Source organism: Streptomyces sp. NPDC059895 (assembly GCF_042731035.1).
GTDB lineage: Bacteria > Actinomycetota > Actinomycetes > Streptomycetales > Streptomycetaceae > Streptomyces.
In genome coordinates this window covers 116,258-136,864 of sequence record NZ_JBHWKO010000003.1, presented here as the reverse complement: position 1 = coordinate 136,864, position 20,607 = coordinate 116,258, and the positions used below count along the sequence as shown (strand labels likewise).

The following is a 20,607-nucleotide window of genomic DNA, read 5'->3' as shown; positions in this document are numbered from 1 at the left end:
GGGTTGCGCGGCGGGTTGTCTCACGGCGCGGACGCTAACCCGCGATCGGGCCGGTCCGCCAGCCGATTACGGGCCCGCCGGCCCACCACGGCCGGCTCGTCCGCCGCTCATCGCCGTCCTCCGCCGGTCACGGCCGCCCTGCCGCCGGTCACGGCCGTCCTGCGCCGATCACGGCCGCCCTGCCGCCGGTCACGGCCGTCCTGCGCCGATCACGGCCGCCCTACCGCCGGTCACGGCCGCCCCGCGCTCACGCCGACTCGTTCAGCAGCCGCCCGAGGTGTTCGCGCCCGGCGTCCAGCAGCCCCTCCAACGGCTCGGCGGTCTCGTACCACCGCTTCTCGTACTCCCAGCACAGCCACCCGTCCCACCCGTGCCGCGTGAGGACCTCCACGCACTCGGCGAGCGGCAGCACCCCCGCGCCCAGTGCCAGCGGGGTGGTGTCCTCGGTCGAGGCGATGTCCTTGACCTGCACGTATCCGAGGTACGGCGCGAGTGCCGCGTACGTGTCGAGCGGCTGCTCGCCGCCGAGCCAGGTGTGCATCACGTCCCACAGCGCACCGGCCTGCCGATGCCCGACGAGACCGAGGACGCGCGTCGCGGCGGCACCGGTGCGATGGGAGTCGTGGGTCTCCAGCAGGATGCGGACGCCGAGGTCGGCGGCGTACTCGGCGGCGGTCCCGAGGCGCCGGGCGGCGACGGCGTCCGCCTCGGCGGGGGACTGCTCCGCGCCGGCACCCGGGAAGACGCGGACGAAGGGCGCGCCGAGGTCGTGGGCGAGGCCGACGAGCTCGCGCACCTCCTCGATCACGGGCCCGTCCTCACCGGGCGCGGCCACGCGCGCGTACCCGGCCAGTCCCAGGACCTCCACGCCGGCCGCCCGGAACAGGGCGGCGGCTTCGGCCCGTTGCGCCGGGGACAGGCCGGCGTGCACCGGCTCCTCCGGGTGGGCGCGCAGTTCGACGCCGTGGTAGCCGTGCGCGGACGCGAGCCGCAGCACGTCGGGGAGCGGCAGACCGGGAACACCGAGGGTGGAGAACGCGAGCTTCATACCCGGGGACCCTACTCGCCGCCGCCGGGCACCACGGGTATCCCCAGGAGCACGAGCACCGACTCGTCGATCAGATCGTCGATCAGATCGTCGATCAGATCAGCCCTCGCCCGGCACCCCGTCCGCACGGGACGGGACCGGGACCGCCCGCCACCGCCCGAGGCGCCCGGGCCCGATCCCCCGCCTCCGAGGCTCCGAGTTCCCGCCCCCCGAGCCTCTGATCTCCCGCCCCCCGAGCCCCCGAGTTCCTGATCTCCCGCTCCCGGAGCCCCGAGCCCTTGATCTCCCGCCCCCCGAGCCCCCGAGTTCCTGATCTCCCGCCCCCGGAGCCCCGAGCCCCTGATCTCCCGCCCCCGAACCCCCGAACCCCCGACCCCCGAACCCCCGAACCCCCAAGCCCCCTACTCCCGAGGCCCCCCGGAAGACCCCCGCACCATCAACTCCCCCCGGACCGTGGCGATCCCCCCGGGCGGCGGTTCCTCCCGCCCCATGGCGATGCGCCCGGCCCGTGCCCCCGCCTCCGCCAGCGGCAGCCGCACCGTCGTGAGGGCGGGCACCACGTCGATGCTGAAGGGGAGGTCGTCGAAGCCGGCCACGGAGACGTCCTCCGGGATGCGCAGCCCCGACTCCCGCAGCGCCGCGCAGGCGCCCAGCGCGACGGAGTCGTTCGCCGCGACGACCGCCGTCAGGGACGGGTCCCGGCGCAGCAGTTCCAGGGTCGCCTCGTAGCCGGCCCGCCGGTCGTAGCGGCCGTGGACGGTCCAGCGCGGGTCCTCCTCGATGCCGGCGGCCGCCAGCGCCGCGCGGTGGCCCTCCAGCCGGTGCCGGGTGGTGGTCCGCTCCTCGGGGCCGGCGATGTAGCCGAGCCGGCGGTGCCCGAGCCCGAGGAGATGCTCGGTCAGCTCCCGTCCGCCGCCCCGGTTGTCGAAGGTCAGCGCGATCGCACCGGTGTCGGGCGCGGGCGGGCGCCCGCACAGCACCACCCGCGTGCCCGCCTCCTCCAGCCTGCGCAGCTTCGCCGCCACCGCCGACACGTGCGGCTCGTCCTCCACGGCGCCGCCGGTGAGCACCACGGCCGCGGCCCGCTGCCGCTGCAACAGGGTCAGGTACGTCAGCTCCCGCTCCGGTGAGCCCCCGGTGTTGCACACCACCGCGAGCCGTTCACCGCCGGCTCTGCCGCCCGGTCCCCCGATCTCCGACTGGATCGCGCTCGCCATGATCCCGAAGAAGGGGTCGGCGATGTCGTTGACCAGGATGCCGACCAGGTCGGACGTGGCCGCGGCCAGCGCGCTGGCGGGACCGTTGAGTACGTAGTCCAGTTCGTCCACCGCCCGCAGCACCCGCTCGCGGGTGGACGCGGCCACGGGGTAGTTGCCGTTCAGTACGCGCGACACCGTCGCGGGGGAGACCTGCGCTCGGGCCGCCACGTCCGCCAGGGTCACCGTCATCTCGTCGTCCTCCGGTCGCACATCTCGTCGTACGTCGTCGTACGTCCTGGTAGACAGGCCGGCCGCGGCCACGGTTCCGAGCGGGACGCGGCGGGTCGAGCAGACCTTAAGGCCGTGGACCTCCGCCGTTCGCTTCCTCGAACAACTCGGGATGGACACGGTCTTGTCCGGACCACTGCTCAGAGGCTAGCTTCTCACTAGATAGAAAGCGCTTGCTGTGACGCTGATCAGTGACGAGGCGGACGCGGCGCGCACAACCGCGTACGAGCGCCCACGAACGCTGCGTACGACGCCTACGAAGGGACCGACGTGACACGCAAGACGGTGCGTATCGCCATGAACGGCGTGACCGGACGCATGGGCTACCGCCAGCACCTGGTCCGCTCCCTCCTGGCCATCCGTGAACAGGGCGGCCTCGACCTCGGCGACGGCACCGTGCTGTGGCCGGAGCCGGTCCTGGTCGGCCGCCGCGAGCACGCGCTGCGGGCGCTCGCCGAACGGCACGGCCTGGAGCACGTCTCGACGGACCTGGACGCGGTCCTCGCCGACGGGACGGTGGACATCTACTTCGACGCCCAGGTGACCTCCGCCCGCGAGGAGGCGATCAGGAAGGCGATCGCGGCCGGCAAGCACATCTACACCGAGAAGCCCACCGCGACCGGCCTGGAGGGAGCCCTGGAGCTCGCCCGGCTGGCGGACGAGGCCGGCGTCAAGCACGGCGTCGTCCAGGACAAGCTGTTCCTGCCGGGCCTGCTCAAGCTGAAGCGGCTCATCGACGGCGGCTTCTTCGGCCGGATCCTCTCCGTGCGCGGCGAGTTCGGCTACTGGGTCTTCGAGGGCGACTGGCAGGACGCCCAGCGCCCCTCCTGGAACTACCGCGCGGAGGACGGCGGCGGCATCGTCGTCGACATGTTCCCGCACTGGGAGTACGTCCTGCACGAGCTGTTCGGCCGTGTGAAGTCCGTCCAGGCCCTCACCGCCACGCACGTCCCGCAGCGCTGGGACGAGAACGGCAAGCCCTACGACGCCACCGCCGACGACGCCGCCTACGGCATCTTCGAGCTGGAGGGCGGCGCGATCGCCCAGATCAACTCCTCCTGGGCCGTGCGCGTCAACCGCGACGAACTCGTCGAGTTCCAGGTGGACGGCACCGAGGGCTCCGCCGTCGCCGGCCTGCGCAACTGCCGCGTCCAGCACCGCAGCGCCACCCCCAAGCCGGTCTGGAACCCGGACATCCCCGCCACCGAGGTCTTCCGCGACCAGTGGCAGGAGGTCCCCGACAACGGCGAGTTCGACAACGGCTTCAAGGCCCAGTGGGAGCTGTTCCTCAAGCACGTCTACGCCGGCGCCCCCTACCACTGGGACCTGCTGGCCGGCGCCCGGGGCGTCCAGCTCGCCGAGCTGGGCCTGAAGTCCTCCGCCGAGGGCCGCCGCCTCGACGTCCCGGAGATCGCGCTGTGACCATCCGACTCCCCGACGCCACGGGGGCCCTGCGCACGTACGAGCCCCGTACCGAGCCGCTCGCCCTCACCACGGGCGCCCCCTTCACCTCCCGCACGGTCTTCTCGGCGGCCCATGTCGTCGCCGACCCCTTCGCGGACACGACCCCCGACTCGGCCGCCGCCGTCGACTGGGACGCCACCCTCGCCTTCCGCCGCCACCTGTGGTCCCACGGACTCGGCGTCGCCGAGGCGATGGACACCGCCCAGCGCGGCATGGGCCTGGACTGGGCGGGCGCGGCCGAGCTGATCCGCCGCAGCGCCGCCGAGGCGAAGGCCGTCGGCGGCCGCATCGCCTGCGGCGTGGGCACCGACCAGATCGTCTCCGGCACCCTCGCCGAGGTCCGCTCCGCCTACGAGGAGCAGCTCGCCCTCGTCGAGGCGTCGGGTGCCCAGGCGATCCTCATGGCCTCCCGCGCGCTGGCCGCGACGGCGAACGGCCCCGAGGACTACCTGGACGTCTACGGCCACCTCCTGCGCCAGGCCTCCGAGCCGGTCGTCCTGCACTGGCTCGGTCCCATGTTCGACCCGGCCCTGGAGGGCTACTGGGGGTCGAGCGACCTCGACGCGGCCACCGACACCTTCCTGGAGGTCATCGCCGCGCACCCGGACAAGGTCGACGGCATCAAGGTCTCCCTCCTGGACGCGCAGCGCGAGATCGACCTGCGCCGTCGGCTGCCCGACGGGGTCCGCTGCTACACCGGCGACGACTTCAACTACCCCGAGCTGATCGCGGGCGACGAGAAGGGCTTCAGCCACGCCCTGCTCGGCATCTTCGACCCGCTGGGCCCCCTGGCGGCCGAAGCGGTCCGCGTCCTCGACACGGGGAACACGGCCGGCTTCCGGGAGCTGCTGGACCCCACCGTCGAGCTCTCCCGCCACCTGTTCCAGGCGCCCACCCGCTTCTACAAGACGGGCGTGGTCTTCCTGGCCTGGCTGGCGGGCCACCAGAGCCACTTCACGATGGTCGGCGGCCTCCAGTCGGCCCGCTCCCTCCCGCACTTCGCCCGCGCCTACGAACTCGCCGACGGCCTGGGCCTGTTCCCCGACCCGAAGCTGGCCGAGGAGCGGATGAAGACCCTGCTCGCCCTGTACGGAGTGACCCAGTGAGCGACCCGGACCTGTCCCGCTTCTCCATCAACCAGATGACGGTGAAGCAGCTGTCCCTGCCCGAACTGGTCGACGCCTGCCGCGACCTGGGCGTCGGCAACGTCGGCCTGTGGCGCGAGCCGGTGCAGGCGTTCGGCGTGGAGGAGACCGCGAAGCTGGTCCGCGACGCGGGCCTGACGGTGACGACGCTGTGCCGCGGCGGCTTCCTCACGGCGATCGACCCGGAGGAGCGGGCCAGGGCGCTGGAGGACAACCGCCGGGCGGTCGACGAGGCGGCGACCCTCGGCACCGAGGTGCTGGTCCTGGTCTCGGGCGGCCTCCCGGCCGGTTCGAAGGACCTGCGCGCGGCGCGCGAGCGCATCGCCGACGCGCTGGCCGAGCTGGGCCCGTACGCGGAGGAACACGGCGTGAAGCTGGCCATCGAGCCCCTCCACCCCATGTTCGCCTCCGACCGCTGCGTGGTCTCCACCCTCGCCCAGGCCCTGGACCTCGCGGAACGCTTCCCCGCGCAACAGGTCGGCGTGACCGTGGACACGTACCACATCTGGTGGGACGACGCCGCTCCCGAGCAGATCGCGCGGGCGGGCGCCGGCGGCCGCATCCACACCTTCCAGCTCGCCGACTGGACCACCCCCCTCCCGGAGGGCGTCCTCAACGGCCGCGGCCAGATCGGCGACGGCGCGATCGACATGCGCGAGTGGAAGGCGTACGTGGAGGCGGCCGGGTACACGGGCGCGATCGAGGTCGAACTGTTCAACGAGGGGCTGTGGGCCCGGGAGGGCCGCGAGGTACTGGCGGAAACGGCGGAGAGGTTCACCCAGCACGTTCTCTGACTCCGGATCCCCGGGAACACGGACGGCCGCCGGATGGCGCAAAACATCCGGCGGCCGCCTGACGTTCCATCACTTTGCAACCGCTCATGCGATAATACGTTCGACGTGCGGCGGGCATCACAGGCAACGGGGAGCGGTGTGACGGGCTGGGACATCGACGTCGTCGGGGTGCGCGGCGTGCTTCAGAACACGGGCACGGCGGCGAAGAACCTGTCGGACACGGGCCAGGCGATGCAGGGGAACCTGGAGGAGGCGGCCTCGGCGGCGGGGACGATCACCAGCCAGTACGGGCCGTACAGCAGCACGGCCGGGCTGGTGGGGGCGGCACTGGGCGAGTTCCTCCAGCACTGGAGCCATGATCTTCTGTACTTGGCGGAACGCGCGGCCAAGTCCCTCAACGGCGCCGCGGAGGCCACCGGGCACTATGTCGAGGGCGACCTGGCGATGGCGGCCACGGCACAACGGGAAGCGGCCAAGGAGCCGAAGGTCGACCTGCCGGGGGCCGGTAAGTGAGCGACGGGGCAACGCTGATCGACCCGTCCGGAATACCGCACTTCATCGGGGACCTGTCCACCCTGGACACCGACGTGATGTTGCTGACCGCGAACGCGGCCCAGTTCCGGGCGTCCGGCGCGGACGTGCACACCACCTTCCAGGGCCTGTCCGCCGTCTACCGGGCCCCGGAGGCCGGCGATCTGCTGTCCTCCACGCAGCCGGTGAAGGCGAAGGCGGACGCGTTCGCCGACGACCTGGAGAAGGTGGCCTCGGCGCTGTCCGACTACAGCGCCGAGGTCCAGCCCCTCATAGACCGGTTGGCGACGCTCAAGGTGGACGCCACGGCGTTCGTCCAGTCGTTGTCCGGGGACGACGACTGGCGCGAGGACCAGGACAAGGTCGACCGCAACAACGAACTCTGGCGGGACGTCAACCACACGGTCGCCGCCTTCCAGGCCGCCGAACGCGCCTGCCACAACAAGATCACCGCCTTGGTCGGCGGCTCGAAGACCACCGTCGACGACGGCTCGCACGGCGAGCACATGTACGGCTACCGCGCCGACGACCTGGACCACGCGCCGGAGACGCCGTGGGGCGCCCCGGCGGAGCGGGAGTACGAGGGCTGGGAGTGGCTGACCCACGAGGCCGGACAGGTCTGGGACGGCTTCTGGACCGACGGCGTGATGGCCACCGTGCACGGAGTGGGGACCCTGTTCGGCGCGGACGGCTCGGACGCGGCGGGCGAGGCATGGAAGAGCCTGGCCCAGCTCGCCACGGCGTCGGCCCTGACCAGCGCCACCCTCGGCACCTGGTGGCTGCTGCCGGAGGAGAAGCTCCCCTCCTGGCTGCGGGACTCCCGCACCGCCTACAAGCAGACCGTCAAGGGCCTTGTCGCCTGGGACACCTGGAAGACCAACCCGTCCCGCGCCGCCGGTGCCGTCACCTTCAACGTACTGACGGCCCTGGGCACCGAGGGCACGGGCGCGGCGGCATCCGGCGCCGCCAAGACGTCCGCGGCAGCCCGCGCCCTGTCGACAGCGGGCAGGATCGGCCGGGCCGTCGACCCGATGACCTACGTCGGCAAGGCGGGCACCTTCGCCCTCGGCAAGGTCGGCGACACCTTCCGCACCCTGAAGAACCTCCACTCCGGCACCACGCTCGACCTCCTGGAACGGGCGGACGCCCTCCGCTCTCCGGAGATCCCGGACAACGCAATCCCTTACGTTGACGCCAAGGGCGACATCGTCTATCTGACCGAGGACGGCCATGTCCTGGATGCCGATGGCAGCCTTCGCCAGCATGCCGGGGAGGCGACGCATGAACTCTCGGCGGACGACCGCTCCGCCGTGGAAAACGGAGCCGTGTCGGGCAGAGACTCCCAACCGGTCCATGCGCACGCCAGGACAGAAGCTACCGGTGCGGACGGTCACCATGCCTCAGGTACGGGGGGTGGGAGCTCCCACCACTCTGGCGAGACCGGTGACGCCACTGGTCAAAGTCCGGGAAGAAGTTCCGCGGGCAGCAACGCAACAGGCGGTGGCCACGACACGGCATCCTCTGTAGACCACACGCCGAATGGACACGGCACCGGGCACGGGGACGGTGCCGCACCGCCCGCAGAGATGACTCCAGGGGAGCGTACGCTCCATGACGAACATCTTCATGAGCTTGCCGAGCGCTATCGCGACGACTTCGATGAGATGAAGCAGGACCCCGATCACAAGGGGAAGGTCAAACCATCGGAGATGGACGAGGCGCGGGTTGCTCTCGATCTGCGCGATTCGGGCAAGGTTCCTTCGGATATCCAAAGACCGCCCGGAGCGAATCAGGGAGATCTTTACTCGCCGAGTACGGGAATCTTCTACGACATAAAGGGCGTGCACTCTGACTGGCCGCCTTTGAATAATGTTCGCGACAAGTCGCTTCCGTTCAAGGGGGCGTACGATCCGGCGAACAACGGAACCTGGGTCCGGAAGCTCGCCGATCAGATCGAGACCAAGCAGCGTGTCGTCATTCTCGATATGCGTAATGCGAATCAAGCGGCGATCGATGATGTCAAGGCGATCATCGACGAGCACGGTTGGAGTGATCGAGTTGTCTGGTATCCGTGATGTGCGCCGTAGCGTGCGTGTGATGCCGTCTGCCCCCGATGCCGCTGCGGAGCTGAGCGCCTGGAGCGGTCAGGAGGACACGACGGTCGATCTCTCCGGTCTTGATGCCGCCGGCGCTGATCTCACCGAGGCTGACCTGGCCATGGGGCTCTTCATCGGAAGTCGCCTCACTGACGCCGTTCTGGTCGGTGCCGACCTGTACCGTGCCCGATTGGAGCATGCGGTGCTTGACCGAGCTGACTTCAGCCGGGCCTCCCTTGTGAAGGCTGTGCTGGATGGGGCGAGTATGCAGGCCGCTGTGCTGTTCGAATCGGATCTCGGAAGCGCCGAACTGGCTGATGTCAACGCACGCTCGGCTTCCTTTCGCGCTGCATGTCTCCATGGCGCATCCCTGCTCAACGTCTCTCTTGAGGGAGCCGATCTGGGAGATGCCTCGGTGCAGAACACATCTTTTGAAGTGATTCTGGATGAGAGTACCGTCGTGACAGGTCTCTCCGGGACCCTGTACGGGCCGGCGTACGTTGACGTGGCGGGTTCACGTCGAAGGCTGGAAGGGGCTGCGCTTGAATCGTGGCTCAATAATCGCGGCGCGTCTGTTCACGTTCTCAACTGAATCTCGGGTTCCGCAGAAAATGCCATGTCGACTTTGATGCGCGCACCCCGGGAGTGCGCTTCGTGGTTCTGGGATCTGTACGACTTCGGCGCACCGGGCCTGGAGTCGGCTCTCTCGCTGGCGGCTCGGACGAGTGAAGTGCTGATCCGGCACGAGCTTCTCGTCCCGGTTCGCCTGTCGTACGTCTGGAGCGTCGCAGGTACCGGGACCACAGGTGTCACGACCACCCTCGATCTTGCCGCGCGGTCACTCGGCGATCCAGGTCTCCCGGCACGTGTGAGGGGCAGTCGTCCCGCCGCTCACCTCACCGCTGACATCTCGGACGTCAGCGTGCTCGGTACGGGAACCTGGATCGACGCGGAAGACCGGCCCCGGAACGAGTACCGACTCGTCGACCTTTCCTTCTCCACCGCTCCCACCGGTTTGTCGGCCGAGCTCTCCGTGCACCACGACATCTGGGGTCGCTACGACTTTGCTGGCCGTCCTCATCCGGAGATCCACCTGAGGAACGCACCGCGACTGACTGCCGCGCTGAAAGACCTCACCGCCATGTTCGGAACGCCTCCTGAGCCGGGCGAGCGGACGTATTTCGGTATGGCGACCGTCGAAGGCGTCGCGGATCCGGATGCGGACGAGAACGGCATGGGCCCTGACCTGACCGGCCGGCCTTGACAGCCGGAAAACTGTCGTCCACGACGCCTGACACGACGGAGGCCCCCGCATGACCAAGGACGTCATCGCCCTCACCCCGAAAATGCCAGACCAGGCGTCATTGCTGGCCGCTCTGCACGCCGGCGGCCCCGACCTGGAACTGACCGCCACCGATGAGGGCGCCGTCATCCATCTGCGCACGACTGCTGGGCGCCCGCTGGTGTCGGTGGAGGCTCCGCTGCTCGTCCATGTGTCAGGTGAGGCGGAGCGTCTTCTGGGGGTCGAGAGCGCCGCTCCCCAGGCGCCGTACTGGTGGACAGAGGTACGCGCCTCCACGGCGACCCCCGAGGCGGAGCCGCTGGCGGGATCCGTGTGCGGACGCCTGACCACGCTTCTCGGCGGAACGACCTGGCCACCCGGAACAGCCCATACAACCCGAGTCACCGTCCCCGACGAGTCACCCGGCACCCAGGACTTCCCGGTCGTCGACGTCCTGACCGACTCGACAGCCGTAGTCCTCTCCGACCGCCCGCTCCTCCCGCTCACGGCCTGGCTCTCCGACGTCCTGCGCACCACGGCACAGTCGAACCGCGCCCTCCACCTCGTCACGCCGCCGCACGTCCGCCTCACCCTGCCCCTGCGCGCCGCACTGGGCGGGATGCCCAACCGCTGGGTGGTACAGGATCCGCAGGGCGGTTACTACGACGGTCTGTCCGGAGTGCGACTGGCCTGGCGCAGCGGTACGTTCCTGCCGACCGGCGACCCCCATGCCGACGCCTTCGCCGCAGGAGCCGCGTCCACCCCGCAGCGGCAGCTCACCGTCTCGTTCCGTACGGTGCACGCGCCCGACGAGCGGCTCGTCCTCGGCCGCTCACTGGAAGCGGCGTGGCGACATCTCACCGGCGCTCCGCCCGTCGGCTGGGGCACCGCCGAGCCGATCAATCTACCGTGGTCCCCGCACCGGTTGACCGACCTCGCCCGCGACCGCGCCCCCGCCCCCACCCGGCTCCTCGCCGTGGGCGGCCCCGACCGTCCGGCCATCGCCACGCACCGCGTCACCCGCACGACGGCAGGCGTCGCCGAGGAGGTCACCCTCACGCTCGGCTACGACCGGCCGCAGGACATGCCGTTGGACGCCCTGGAGTCCCTCGCCGCGACCCTCGTCACGGAACACGGCCTGGCGACGATGCTCACCACCGTCCGCGCCGCCCGCGCCGACCTGACCCTGCCGCCGCACCTGGAGGGACCGCCCCTCCCGGTCTCCTTCACCCTGGGGCCACGCGACGCGGGCGAGACCGGCCTCTCCCGGGCCGGCCGCCCACCCCTCGCGACCCGGCCGCGCCAACTCGGCTCACCCGCCCGTCCGGCGCTCCACTACCCCCTCGGGGACGGAACCGACCCCGAGTCGTGGAAGGCACTCCAGACCCTCAGGAACCACCTCAAGCCCGCGACGGGCACGGCGAACCCTCGTCCCTGACGCCTACGGCGTTCGCGTACGACGACCGGCTGTCCACCGACGAGGGCCCGGCCAGACCTCCGCACGTTCCGCCCCGCCTCGCCCCGCAAGCGTCGTCCGGGCGGGGCGGTTCCATGCCCGGATCCGAAGGTGAGAGTCGCCTTTACACAGGTGTTCCTTATTACCGCAGATCAGAGTGCGTGTAACGAGAAACTTACCTGTGATTCAGCTGTCTATTCGAGTTTATCCGGGCCTCCGGGAACCGTATCTCCGCTGGTCGTGTCTGTAGGATCGGGTCCACCGCAGGGAAGAGCCACGCGCTCGGAAATGCGTGGATTCGGCTTGCTCTTCCATGAGAGGAAGCTGAGAGAGGGATTTGCTGGATGGTTCTCTAATTCCTCTCGAGAAACAGATGAAAACCAAGGAGTTTGCTATGAACGCACGTCTCGCCACCGTCTCCGTGGTGTCCGCCGCGCTGGTCGCCGCGGGCGCCGGCGCCGCCGTGGCCGCCCCGAAGGCCGCCACCCCCACCATCACGCTCCAGGCGAGCGCCCCCCAGGTCAAGGTCGGCCAGGTCGTCACCCTCTCCGGCAAGACCACCGGCCTGAAGGACGGCAGCAAGGTCACGCTCCAGACCAAGCAGGGCACCAAGTGGGTCGCCGTCGCCAAGACCGCCACGGTCAGCAAGAGCGCCTACAAGCTCACCGACAAGTTCACCAAGAAGGGCGTGCAGACCCTGCGCGTCGTGAACGGCAAGACCGCGTCCAAGGCGGTCTCCGTCACCGTCCGCTGAACCAACGCCCGGCGCCGAGACCGGCGTTGAGCCCCGCGCCGCCCCGGCGTGAACCTGCCCCACCCCGTCCGATCCGGGGTGGGGCAGGCGTCCTCGGGGCGGGACGGCGGGCCCGGCGGCCCCCGTCACCTGCGGCGATTCTCCAACATCCCGGCCGCGCGGCGCACCCGTCGGGGTGCGGAGAAAAAATCCCGGGAGACCGTACGACCCGTCCGGCCGACGCGAGTCGTACTGGGTGTCGGGGCTCTCGAAGATGGATCTGGGGGGATCACGGGAGGTCCGGCACGGAGGGGAGAGCCCGAGGGGGCCCGGTCGACGGACCGGGCCCCCGAGCAGATCGCGCGGGCGGGCGTCGGCGGCCGCATCCACACCTTCCAGCTCGCCGACTGGACCACCCCCTCCTGGAGGGCGTCCTCAACGGCCGCGGCCTGCCCGGCCCCGCCACGCACGGGCAGGCCACGGCCGTAGGATCGGGCGCGACACCCGAACGAACGGATGCCACGCCCATGTACGTCAGCCGGATCACCGTGAAGGACATCAAGTTCTTCCACGGCCCCCGCGAGGTCGACCTCACCCTGACCCGTCCTGACGGCAGCCACGCAGGGTGGACGGTGCTCGCCGGTCGCAACGGCTCGGGCAAGACGACGTTGCTGCGGGCCATGGCACTCGCGCTCAGCGGGCCCGCGGTGGCACGAGGCCTGGTACCGGGGTTCGAGAACTGGGTGACGGAGCAGAGCGTCGCGGGTCAGGTCGAGGTCGAGATCACCCGGGACGCGAAGCACGACCGGTTCTCGCAGGGCCGCCCGCCCGCCGGCGTGGTCCGGGCCGGACTCCGCTGGACCACGCCCCGCGACGGGATGGCGGGCAAGGTTCCCACCCGCAGGGGTGTCCTCCCCGGGCTGCACGAGATCAGGTACACCAAGGCTCAGACCAGCATCGCCCGTCGTGGCCCGTGGGCGGACAATCCGGCGGGCTGGTTCAGTGCTGCCTACGGGCCGTTCCGGCGCATGGCCGGTGGCTCCGGCGAGGTGCAGCGGCTGATGCTGACGTCCGGGCCCGTGGCCCGGCATGCGAGCCTCTTCCACGAGGACGCCTCGCTCGCCGAGGGTGTCGCCTGGCTGATCGAGCAGCATCTGCGCGCGCTGGAAGGCCGACTGGGTGCGGCCGGGCTGAAGAGGTTCGCGCTGGCCCTCCTCGGGGACGGACTGCTGCCGGACGGGTACCGGATCGTCGACGTCGACTCCGACGGCATGTGGGTGGAGCGGCACGGCAGCCGCTTCCCGCTGCGGGAGATGAGCGACGGATTCCGCACGGTGGCGGCCCTTGTCGTCGACATCCTCAAGCAGTTGCACGACGCGTTCGGCGCCGACCTGTGGGAGTCCGACCTCTTGGAGGTCAGAGACGGTCTGCTGACGCTGATGACACCCGGCGTCGTCATCATCGACGAGATCGACATCCATCTGCACGTCTCCTGGCAGCGCCGTATCGGCCCCTGGCTGACCGCCCACTTCCCCCGCATCCAGTTCATCGTCACCACGCACAGCCCCTACATCTGCCAGGCTGCGGATCCCGGCGGCCTGATCCGTATGCCCGGCGTGGACGATGAGCGCCCACCCGAGGTCATCGATCAGGACCTCTACGACCGGGTGGTGTACGGCAGTGGCGACGACGCCGTTCTCTCCGACCTGTTCGGTCTCGACACCCCCTACTCCGAGCGGGCCGAGCAGACGAGGGCCGAGTTCGTGGAGCTGGAGGCGGAGATCTACGACGGCGCCGCGTCCTCCGAGTCGCTCGCCCGCTACCGGGAACTGAAGGAGCGGCTCGCCAGCTCGCCGTCGGCCCGTCTGGACGAGATGAATGCGCACTTCCACCGGATCGCGGAGGAGATCGCCGATGGCCCGAAGGCCGAAGAGGAGTGATCCGGCTTCGGCGTGCGCTCCTGTCGTCGGTCACGACGGAGCTGCTGAAGGGCTACACCGACGACATCCGGCAGCAGGCCACGGACAAGGAACGCAAGGACAGGGCGAAGGAACTCTGGGCGAACCGCCGGCAGGTCCGCCCCGCCCTCGTCGCCGGGCTTGCGGAGATGGCTCCCGGCCGCGAACGCTGCATGTACTGCGGTGACGGCCAGGGCACCGACATCGACCACTTCGAGCCGAAGAGCCTCGCTCCGCTGCGTACCTTCGACTGGCTCAACCATCTGCTCGCCTGCTCGTTCTGCAACAGCAACCAGAAGCGGAACCTCTTCCCCACCGGAGCCGACGGCAGCCCTCTGCTCGTGGACCCGACAGCCGAGGACCCCTTGGACCACCTACGGCTGGTGCTCCCGCTCGGAACGTACCGGGGCCTGACCGACCGGGGACGGGCCTGCATCGAGGTGTTCGGCCTCAACGCGAGAGCGGTCCTGGTCAAGGGACGCAGGGACGCCTACGCGACGGCCAGGCACTCCATCGAGCTGTGGCGCCTGGCCATGGACAAGGGGCAACGCGACAAGGCGAAGGAGATCGTCCAGGTCTCCTGGAACCGCCCCCTCGTCGATGTACTGGTCGCCATGTTCCACCAGTCCGGCCATCCGGCGGCCGATGCCTTGTTCGCGGGGGAGGAGGAGGTCCTCGGCCTCCTCCTCGATGCCGAACTGCGGGCCGCGTTCCTGCACTTCCGGGGCCTCAGCTACTGACCCGCCCGTCCCGCACGGCCTCGACGAACGCGGCCCAGCCGCCCGCCGAGAAGACCAGCACCGGACCACTGGGTGCCTTGCTGTCACGGACGGGCACGTCGGCGTGGCCGCGGGCGACTTCCAGGCAATCACCCTGGTCGCCGCCGCTGTAGCTGGACTTGTACCACCCGGTGAGCGTGGACGAGTCGGAGACCGTGTGCTCACTGCTGACCATGTGTGTGTTCCTCCGCTGCTGCTCTGACGAGGGCCACTGACTCCTGGTGCGACAAAGCATCGCCCAGCGCTAGAGCGTAGGCGGTCTGGCTGGCTGCCACCAGTGCCGGGTCATCCATCAAGTGGCCGGTGAGAAAGGCTTCGACGTAGGCCACCGGGGCGGCGTCCTCGAAGCTCATGAGCGTGAGGTAACTCTGTTGAAGCGCGTGTGCTCCGACGCCGTACGGAAGCACATGCAGCCGCACCCGCCCCGCCTCGGCCGTATCCGCGATCTTGTGCAACTGCTCGGCCATGACCTCCGGACCGCCCACACAGCGCCGCAGCACGGATTCGTCGAGCAGCGTCCAGACGACCGGGTTCAACGGCCCGTCGAGAATCCGGGCACGCTTTGTTCGGATGACGACGGCTTCGTCAAGTTCCTCCGACGTGTGGTTCGGCCGGTACGCGCGGAACACGGCGCGCGCGTAGCCGTCCGTCTGGAACACGCCCGGTACCAGCGAGAGCGCGAACTGCTGGATCAGCGTGGCCTGTTGCTCCAGCTCGGCCGCGGCCGCGAAGTGGTCCGCGTACTTCGACTCCAGGTCTTCCAGCCAGCGCACGAAGAACCCGTCCGTCCCCAGCGCCCGGTCGATCCGCTGTGCGTCATCCGGCTTCGGCAGCCGTCTCCCGGCCTCGAAGTGGCTGATCAGTGTGGGCGAGCACACGACCTGGTCGCCGAGTTCCTCCTGGGTGAGGCCCGCGGTGGTCCGCCGCAGCCTCAGTTCCTCGCCGTACTTCTCCCGCTGCGTGCGGGGCGTTCGAGGCTTCGTCATCCTGCCGACCCCCAACTTGACGTGCGTTCTGTCAATCCTCAGGCACTGGAAGCGTAGCGGCGGGCGACCGCACTCTGTGAGGTATTCACAACAGAGCGCAACCGAAAGAAGGCAGGTTGATGTCTGTGTTCGCCAGGTCACTCAGGCCGTTCCGGATGTTCCTCGCCCTGCGGTCCAGGTGCCGCCGGGTGGAACCACCTCCGCCCGCCTGCCCTCCGACCCCACCGGCCAGGCCGCTCGGAGTGGGGGTCGGCTCCCTGTTCCTTCCCCGTGAAGGGGGCGGAGAGTGAAGGACGCACGGCTGCTGCCCTGGCCGACCCCCGAAGGCAAACCCTGCTACGTCGTCGGCGACGGCACGGGCCGTGTCTCGCGCCTCGCCGACGAGATCGAGGGCATCCAGCTCCGCATGGCCGACGAGCTCCTCCACCACGCCGACGCGCTCCTGGCGGAGCACGGGGTGTCCAGCGGCGAACTGACGTATCTTGCCCGCCGGCTCACGGAGTCCCTGCGGGACGTCAGGCGGGTCGCGGAGAGCCGGGGAGCACGGCTGGGGGTGGGCGGCGCGGCCCCGGAGGCGGAGGTACGGGGCGGCGGGGAGTGTGCCGACCCGGGGGACGCCGTCCGCCTCGGGTGAGCGGGCGGACGGCGTTGCCGAGAGGGGTCAGGCGTCGAACTCCCGCAGCAGCCAGGTGCACAGCTCCTCGGTCGGGAGGGTGTGCGGTGTCGTGGTCGGCGAGCAGAGGAACTTGTGCAACCCGCTGTCGGACGGGTTCAGTTCGTCGACCGGCGCGTACAGGTCCCGCTGGTTGGCGAAGTCGCGGATGTCGACCGCGCTGACCGAGGGCACGAAACAGATCTCCGGGTGGTGCAGCTCGGTCTTGCCCTTCTTCTCCCTGATCGCCTCGTCGAGGATCCCGTACGTCGGGAGGGTGCCGCCCGGAGCGCCGTCCAGCTCCGGGAAGCCCTCGGTCGTGATCGTCTTCTCGACCGGCGGGATGTGCCGGCGCAGGAAGGCGGACGTCGCGTCGCCCTGGGCCTGGGTGTAGAAGGTGGTGCCGCCGAAGAGCGTCAGCAGCCGCAGCGCGACGTCGCCGGGTTTGACGGAGGGCAGTCCGACGCCGTCGGCCCGGCCGTTGGCCACACCGATCCGCCGCGGGATCTGCGGCCAGTTGCCGACCCGGTCGAGCTCGTCCAGCAGTTCCTTGCGCTCCGGGGCCACGTCGATCTTCCCCGTGGCGTTGTCGTAGTGCTGCCAGAGCATCTCCCGCGCCGCCGGGCTGTTCATCTGGAGCGCGAACTCGTTCTGGCCGAACGGGTACAGCAGGTACGAGAACGCCTGGACGCCCACGGGGATGGTGGCGCCCCGGTGCGGGGTGTCGAACGAGAAGTACACGCCCGTCTGGTGCTCGTCCTCTGGGAAGTCGGTCTCCATCCGGGCGAGCGTGTAGCGGGTGATGAGCCCGCCCATGCTGAAGCCGCCGACGACCAGCCGCTCGTTCCCGTCGCGGCGTTCGATGGCCTTGCGGATGGTGGCCTCGGCCGCCTTCGAGTTCTCGAGGATGGACGCGGTGCGCTCGTCGAAGCCGAGCAGGATCACGTCCCGGCCGCTGCGGCGGAGTTCGGTGAGGAAGGGATAGTCCTCGCCGTCCAGGAACTGGTAGAGCTTGTCGAGTTCGCTCCTGCCGTGGTTGAAGCCGTCGGCGATGATCACCGGCCGGGTGAGGCGGCGATCGTCACCGGCGTAGAAGACCCAGGCGAAGCCCTTGTCGATGTCCTGGTCCCACACGTCGTGCTCGGGGACGTCGATCGGGTGGGTGGGTGCGGCGAGCGGATCGCCGATCCCGATCGGGCCGATCTCGCGCTCGGTCGTCTCGGACATGGTCGTACTCCTCGGGGGGAGGGGGAGGGGACGACCACATCATGAGTCACATGTCGGGCATATCGCCCGTCGGGAAATTTCCTGAAGCCGTGCAACCCTTCCCGGCCCCCGCGTGTCGTACAGGGCGTCGGGACTCTTGGAGGGGGATCCGGGGGGATCTCGGGGGGTTTCGACAGTTGGAGGGGGCAAGCCGAGGGGCCTGGTCGACGGACCGGGCCCCTCGAAGCATTCCGCGCGTTTCAGCAGGTCAGCGATTCGGAAGAACACCCCGCACCGCATCAGCACCTGCGCGTCCGGCCGTGCCTCGCCCGTGCCTCGCCCGTGCGGACCACCAGCCGTGCGCCCGCCGACAGCACCTTCGGTTCTTCGTGGGAGACGTACGCCAACCGGGTGAAGTGCCGCTCCAGCAGACCCGGCCTTCTTTCACCGGGCCTCGACCTCCTCCGGCGTGGGGAACGACTCCTGGGCGCCCAAGACCCCGGGGCCGGATCGTGATGTCAGACCCCCGCTGTAGCGTCGGGGCATGACCGATCAGGCGGGGACCTCCGCGCAGGCGGGGGAGCGGCGGCTCGCGGTGCTCGAAGGCGTCCTGGAGCGGATCACCTACGCCAACGAGGAGAACGGCTACACGGTCGCCAGGGTCGACACCGGCAGAGGCGCCGCCGACCTCCTCACGGTGGTCGGCGCGCTGCTCGGCGCCCAGGTCGGCGAGTCCCTGCGCATGGAGGGCCGCTGGGGATCCCACCCGCAGTACGGCAAGCAGTTCACGGTGGAGAACTACACGACGGTCCTGCCCGCCACCGTCCAGGGCATCCGCCGCTACCTCGGCTCGGGCCTGGTCAAGGGCATCGGCCCGGTCTTCGCCGACCGCATCACCCAGCACTTCGGCGTGGACACCCTCACCATCATCGAGGAGGAGCCGAAGCGGCTGATCGAGGTCCCCGGCCTCGGCCCCAAGCGCACGAAGAAGATCGCCGACGCCTGGGAGGAACAGAAGGCGATCAAGGAGGTCATGCTCTTCCTCCAGACCGTCGAGGTGTCGACGTCCATCGCGGTGCGCATCTACAAGAAGTACGGCGACGCCTCGATCTCGGTCGTCAAGAACCAGCCGTACCGGCTGGCGGCCGACGTCTGGGGCATCGGCTTCCTCACCGCCGACCGGATCGCCCGATCCGTCGGCATCCCGCATGACAGCCCCGAGCGCGTCAAGGCCGGCCTCCAGTACGCCCTGTCGCAGTCCGCCGACCAGGGGCACTGCTATCTGCCCGAGGAGCGGCTGATCGCCGACGCGGTCAAGCTGCTCCAGGTGGACACCGGGCTCGTCATCGAGTGCCTCGCCGACCTCGCGGCGCCCCCGGAGGAGGGCGAGGACCCCGGCGTCGTACGGGAGAAGGTGCCCGGACCGGACGGCGGGGAGCCGGTCACGGCCGTCTACCTGGTCCCCTTCCACCGCGCCGAACTCTCCCTCGCCGCCCAGGTGACCCGACTGCTGCGCACCGGCGAGGACCGTATGCCGGGCTTCCGCGACGTGGCCTGGGACAAGGCGCTGGCCTGGCTGAAGGGCCGTACCGGCGCCGACCTCGCGCCCGAGCAGGAGGCCGCCGTCCGGCTGGCGCTCACCGAGAAGGTCGCCGTGCTCACCGGAGGCCCCGGCTGCGGCAAGTCCTTCACGGTCCGCTCGATCGTGGAGCTGGCCCGCGCCCGGAAGGCCAAGGTCGTCCTGGCGGCCCCCACCGGCCGGGCCGCCAAGCGGCTGGCCGAACTGACCGGCGCCGAGGCCTCGACCGTCCACCGCCTGCTGGAGCTGAAGCCCGGCGGCGACGCGGCCTACGACCGCGACCGCCCGCTCGACGCCGACCTGGTCGTCGTGGACGAGGCGTCCATGCTGGACCTGCTGCTGGCCAACAAGCTCGTCAAGGCCGTGCCCCCCGGCGCCCATCTGCTCTTCGTCGGTGACGTGGACCAGTTGCCCAGCGTCGGCGCGGGCGAGGTCCTGCGCGACCTGCTCGCCGACGGCAGCCCGGTCCCCGCGGTCCGCCTCACCCGCGTGTTCCGCCAGGCCCAGCAGTCGGGCGTGGTGACGAACGCCCACCGGATCAACGCCGGGCAGCACCCGGTTACCGACGGCATGAGGGACTTCTTCCTCTTCGTGGAGGAGGACACGGAGGCGGCCGGCCGGCTCACCGTCGACGTCGCCGCCCGGCGGATCCCGGCGAAGTTCGGCCTGGACCCGCGCCGGGACGTCCAGGTCCTCGCCCCCATGCACCGCGGCCCCGCCGGAGCCGGCACCCTCAACGGGCTCCTCCAGCAGGCCGTCACCCCCGGCCGCCCCGACCTGCCCGAGAAGCGGTTCGGCGGCCGCGTCTTCCGCGTCGGCGACAAGGTGACCCAGATCCGCAACAATTACGACAAGGGGAAGAACGGCGTCTTCAACGGCACCGTGGGCGTGGTCACCTCGCTCGATCCGGTCGACCAGCGTCTGACGGTGCTGACCGACGAGGACGAGGAGGTGCCGTACGAGTTCGACGAACTGGACGAACTGGCCCACGCGTACGCGGTGACGATCCACCGCTCGCAGGGCAGTGAGTATCCCGCCGTGGTGATTCCCGTCACGACGGGCGCGTGGATGATGCTCCAGCGCAATCTCCTGTATACGGCGGTGACCCGCGCGAAGAGGCTGGTGGTCCTCGTGGGCTCACGCAAGGCGATCGGGCAGGCGGTGCGCACGGTGTCCGCGGGGCGGCGCTGCACGGCTCTCGACTTCCGCCTCTCGGGCTCCTGAACTCCCCTTCGGCCTCCGGCGCCCGCGGCATCGTAAAAAATGATCGATCAAATGAGTCGTGAAGGTCACAGAGCACTTCCGCAACCGTGATGAAGGCGGCAGGATGAGCAGGCTGGCGGCACTCAGTGCCGCCGACAAGCCCAATGGTCGACCCCGAGTGCACTCTCCTGCGCCAAATGGGGGATGG

General features: G+C 70.1%; 18 protein-coding genes and 2 pseudogenes. 14 read left to right on the top strand and 6 right to left on the bottom strand.

Features of this window, described 5'->3' with window-relative positions:
* Positions 1 to 247: 247 nt before the first annotated feature.
* Both ACFV9M_RS04595 and ACFV9M_RS04590 read right to left on the bottom strand, forming a co-directional pair.
* On the bottom strand, positions 248 to 1,048 hold the full coding sequence (locus ACFV9M_RS04595) for a sugar phosphate isomerase/epimerase family protein (RefSeq protein ID WP_385062526.1): 801 nt from the start codon (positions 1,046 to 1,048) through the stop codon (positions 248 to 250).
* A 401-nt stretch (positions 1,049 to 1,449) separates the two neighbouring features.
* Positions 1,450 to 2,496, bottom strand: a complete 1,047-nt coding sequence (locus ACFV9M_RS04590) for a LacI family DNA-binding transcriptional regulator (RefSeq protein ID WP_385062528.1) — start codon at positions 2,494 to 2,496, stop codon at positions 1,450 to 1,452.
* A gap of 309 nt (positions 2,497 to 2,805) precedes the next feature.
* On the opposite strand from ACFV9M_RS04590, the gene ACFV9M_RS04585 reads away from it, so the two are divergent.
* From ACFV9M_RS04585 to ACFV9M_RS04530, 12 genes and pseudogenes are all read left to right on the top strand, one after another.
* Positions 2,806 to 3,957 carry a Gfo/Idh/MocA family protein gene (locus ACFV9M_RS04585; RefSeq protein ID WP_385062530.1) on the top strand — a complete coding sequence of 384 codons (1,152 nt, stop codon included), beginning with the start codon at positions 2,806 to 2,808 and terminating at the stop codon, positions 3,955 to 3,957.
* A complete protein-coding gene (locus tag ACFV9M_RS04580; protein ID WP_385062531.1) occupies positions 3,954 to 5,105 on the top strand; it encodes a dihydrodipicolinate synthase family protein in 1,152 nt (383 codons plus the stop codon). Before ACFV9M_RS04585 ends, ACFV9M_RS04580 begins: the two co-directional genes overlap by 4 nt.
* Before the next feature lie 35 nt (positions 5,106 to 5,140).
* Positions 5,141 to 5,938, top strand: coding sequence for a sugar phosphate isomerase/epimerase family protein (locus ACFV9M_RS04575; RefSeq protein ID WP_385062607.1), 798 nt, complete (start codon positions 5,141 to 5,143; stop codon positions 5,936 to 5,938).
* A 138-nt stretch (positions 5,939 to 6,076) separates the two neighbouring features.
* A complete protein-coding gene (locus ACFV9M_RS04570; RefSeq protein WP_385062533.1) occupies positions 6,077 to 6,451 on the top strand; it encodes a DUF6507 family protein in 375 nt (124 codons plus the stop codon).
* A complete protein-coding gene (locus ACFV9M_RS04565; RefSeq protein WP_385062535.1) occupies positions 6,448 to 8,544 on the top strand; it encodes a hypothetical protein in 2,097 nt (698 codons plus the stop codon). The genes ACFV9M_RS04570 and ACFV9M_RS04565 overlap by 4 nt, the downstream gene beginning before the upstream one ends.
* Positions 8,519 to 9,157: a pentapeptide repeat-containing protein gene (locus ACFV9M_RS04560; protein ID WP_385062537.1), complete on the top strand. Its 639-nt coding sequence runs from the start codon at positions 8,519 to 8,521 to the stop codon at positions 9,155 to 9,157. Before ACFV9M_RS04565 ends, ACFV9M_RS04560 begins: the two co-directional genes overlap by 26 nt.
* Before the next feature lie 24 nt (positions 9,158 to 9,181).
* A complete protein-coding gene (locus ACFV9M_RS04555; protein ID WP_385062539.1) occupies positions 9,182 to 9,829 on the top strand; it encodes a hypothetical protein in 648 nt (215 codons plus the stop codon).
* A gap of 49 nt (positions 9,830 to 9,878) precedes the next feature.
* Complete coding sequence (locus ACFV9M_RS04550) at positions 9,879 to 11,285, top strand: DUF6177 family protein (RefSeq protein ID WP_385062541.1); 1,407 nt, start codon at positions 9,879 to 9,881, stop codon at positions 11,283 to 11,285.
* 412 nt (positions 11,286 to 11,697) lie between these two features.
* Entirely contained in the window at positions 11,698 to 12,057 is a 360-nt protein-coding gene (locus ACFV9M_RS04545; RefSeq protein ID WP_385062543.1) for a hypothetical protein, read from the top strand.
* A 318-nt stretch (positions 12,058 to 12,375) separates the two neighbouring features.
* Positions 12,376 to 12,494 (top strand): annotated as a pseudogene (locus ACFV9M_RS04540) (sugar phosphate isomerase/epimerase); the annotation flags it as partial.
* Between the two features lie 69 nt (positions 12,495 to 12,563).
* On the top strand, positions 12,564 to 13,976 hold the full coding sequence (locus ACFV9M_RS04535; protein ID WP_385062608.1) for an AAA family ATPase: 1,413 nt from the start codon (positions 12,564 to 12,566) through the stop codon (positions 13,974 to 13,976).
* The gene (locus ACFV9M_RS04530) at positions 13,973 to 14,734 is read left to right on the top strand and encodes an HNH endonuclease (RefSeq protein WP_385062544.1); all 762 of its coding nucleotides are present in this window, start codon (positions 13,973 to 13,975) and stop codon (positions 14,732 to 14,734) included. Before ACFV9M_RS04535 ends, ACFV9M_RS04530 begins: the two co-directional genes overlap by 4 nt.
* Here ACFV9M_RS04530 and ACFV9M_RS04525 read toward each other — a convergent pair.
* Together ACFV9M_RS04525 and ACFV9M_RS04520 are read right to left on the bottom strand one after the other, a co-directional pair.
* Entirely contained in the window at positions 14,724 to 14,948 is a 225-nt protein-coding gene (locus tag ACFV9M_RS04525; protein WP_385062546.1) for a DUF397 domain-containing protein, read from the bottom strand. The genes ACFV9M_RS04530 and ACFV9M_RS04525 overlap by 11 nt on opposite strands.
* Positions 14,935 to 15,759 (bottom strand): Scr1 family TA system antitoxin-like transcriptional regulator, encoded by an 825-nt coding sequence (locus ACFV9M_RS04520; RefSeq protein WP_385062610.1) that lies wholly within the window; start codon positions 15,757 to 15,759, stop codon positions 14,935 to 14,937. Before ACFV9M_RS04520 ends, ACFV9M_RS04525 begins: the two co-directional genes overlap by 14 nt.
* 286 nt (positions 15,760 to 16,045) lie before the next feature.
* Between ACFV9M_RS04520 and ACFV9M_RS04515 the strand changes: the two genes are divergently transcribed.
* A complete protein-coding gene (locus ACFV9M_RS04515; protein ID WP_385062548.1) occupies positions 16,046 to 16,393 on the top strand; it encodes a hypothetical protein in 348 nt (115 codons plus the stop codon).
* Between the two features lie 27 nt (positions 16,394 to 16,420).
* Here ACFV9M_RS04515 and ACFV9M_RS04510 read toward each other — a convergent pair whose 3' ends face one another.
* Both ACFV9M_RS04510 and ACFV9M_RS04505 read right to left on the bottom strand, forming a co-directional pair.
* A complete protein-coding gene (locus ACFV9M_RS04510) occupies positions 16,421 to 17,638 on the bottom strand; it encodes an esterase/lipase family protein (protein WP_385062550.1) in 1,218 nt (405 codons plus the stop codon).
* Positions 17,639 to 17,896: 258 nt separating this feature from the next.
* Positions 17,897 to 18,081 (bottom strand): annotated as a pseudogene (locus ACFV9M_RS04505) (D-ribose pyranase); the annotation flags it as partial.
* Positions 18,082 to 18,161: 80 nt separating this feature from the next.
* Between ACFV9M_RS04505 and ACFV9M_RS04500 the strand changes: the two are divergent.
* Positions 18,162 to 20,420 (top strand): ATP-dependent RecD-like DNA helicase, encoded by a 2,259-nt coding sequence (locus tag ACFV9M_RS04500; protein WP_385062552.1) that lies wholly within the window; start codon positions 18,162 to 18,164, stop codon positions 20,418 to 20,420.
* Positions 20,421 to 20,607 lie beyond the last annotated feature (187 nt).

Bases quoted from the DNA above. Each gene is read 5' to 3' on its own strand.
- ACFV9M_RS04590 (WP_385062528.1), bottom strand. From the start codon at position 2,496: ATGACGGTGACCCTGGCGGACGTGGCGGCCCGAGCGCAGGTCTCCCCC.
- ACFV9M_RS04595 (WP_385062526.1), bottom strand. From the start codon at position 1,048: ATGAAGCTCGCGTTCTCCACCCTCGGTGTTCCCGGTCTGCCGCTCCCC.
- ACFV9M_RS04520 (WP_385062610.1), bottom strand. From the start codon at position 15,759: ATGACGAAGCCTCGAACGCCCCGCACGCAGCGGGAGAAGTACGGCGAG.
- ACFV9M_RS04510 (WP_385062550.1), bottom strand. From the start codon at position 17,638: ATGTCCGAGACGACCGAGCGCGAGATCGGCCCGATCGGGATCGGCGAT.
- ACFV9M_RS04525 (WP_385062546.1), bottom strand. From the start codon at position 14,948: ATGGTCAGCAGTGAGCACACGGTCTCCGACTCGTCCACGCTCACCGGG.
- ACFV9M_RS04545 (WP_385062543.1), top strand. From the start codon at position 11,698: ATGAACGCACGTCTCGCCACCGTCTCCGTGGTGTCCGCCGCGCTGGTC.
- ACFV9M_RS04550 (WP_385062541.1), top strand. From the start codon at position 9,879: ATGACCAAGGACGTCATCGCCCTCACCCCGAAAATGCCAGACCAGGCG.
- ACFV9M_RS04555 (WP_385062539.1), top strand. From the start codon at position 9,182: ATGTCGACTTTGATGCGCGCACCCCGGGAGTGCGCTTCGTGGTTCTGG.
- ACFV9M_RS04535 (WP_385062608.1), top strand. From the start codon at position 12,564: ATGTACGTCAGCCGGATCACCGTGAAGGACATCAAGTTCTTCCACGGC.
- ACFV9M_RS04500 (WP_385062552.1), top strand. From the start codon at position 18,162: ATGACCGATCAGGCGGGGACCTCCGCGCAGGCGGGGGAGCGGCGGCTC.
- ACFV9M_RS04575 (WP_385062607.1), top strand. From the start codon at position 5,141: ATGACGGTGAAGCAGCTGTCCCTGCCCGAACTGGTCGACGCCTGCCGC.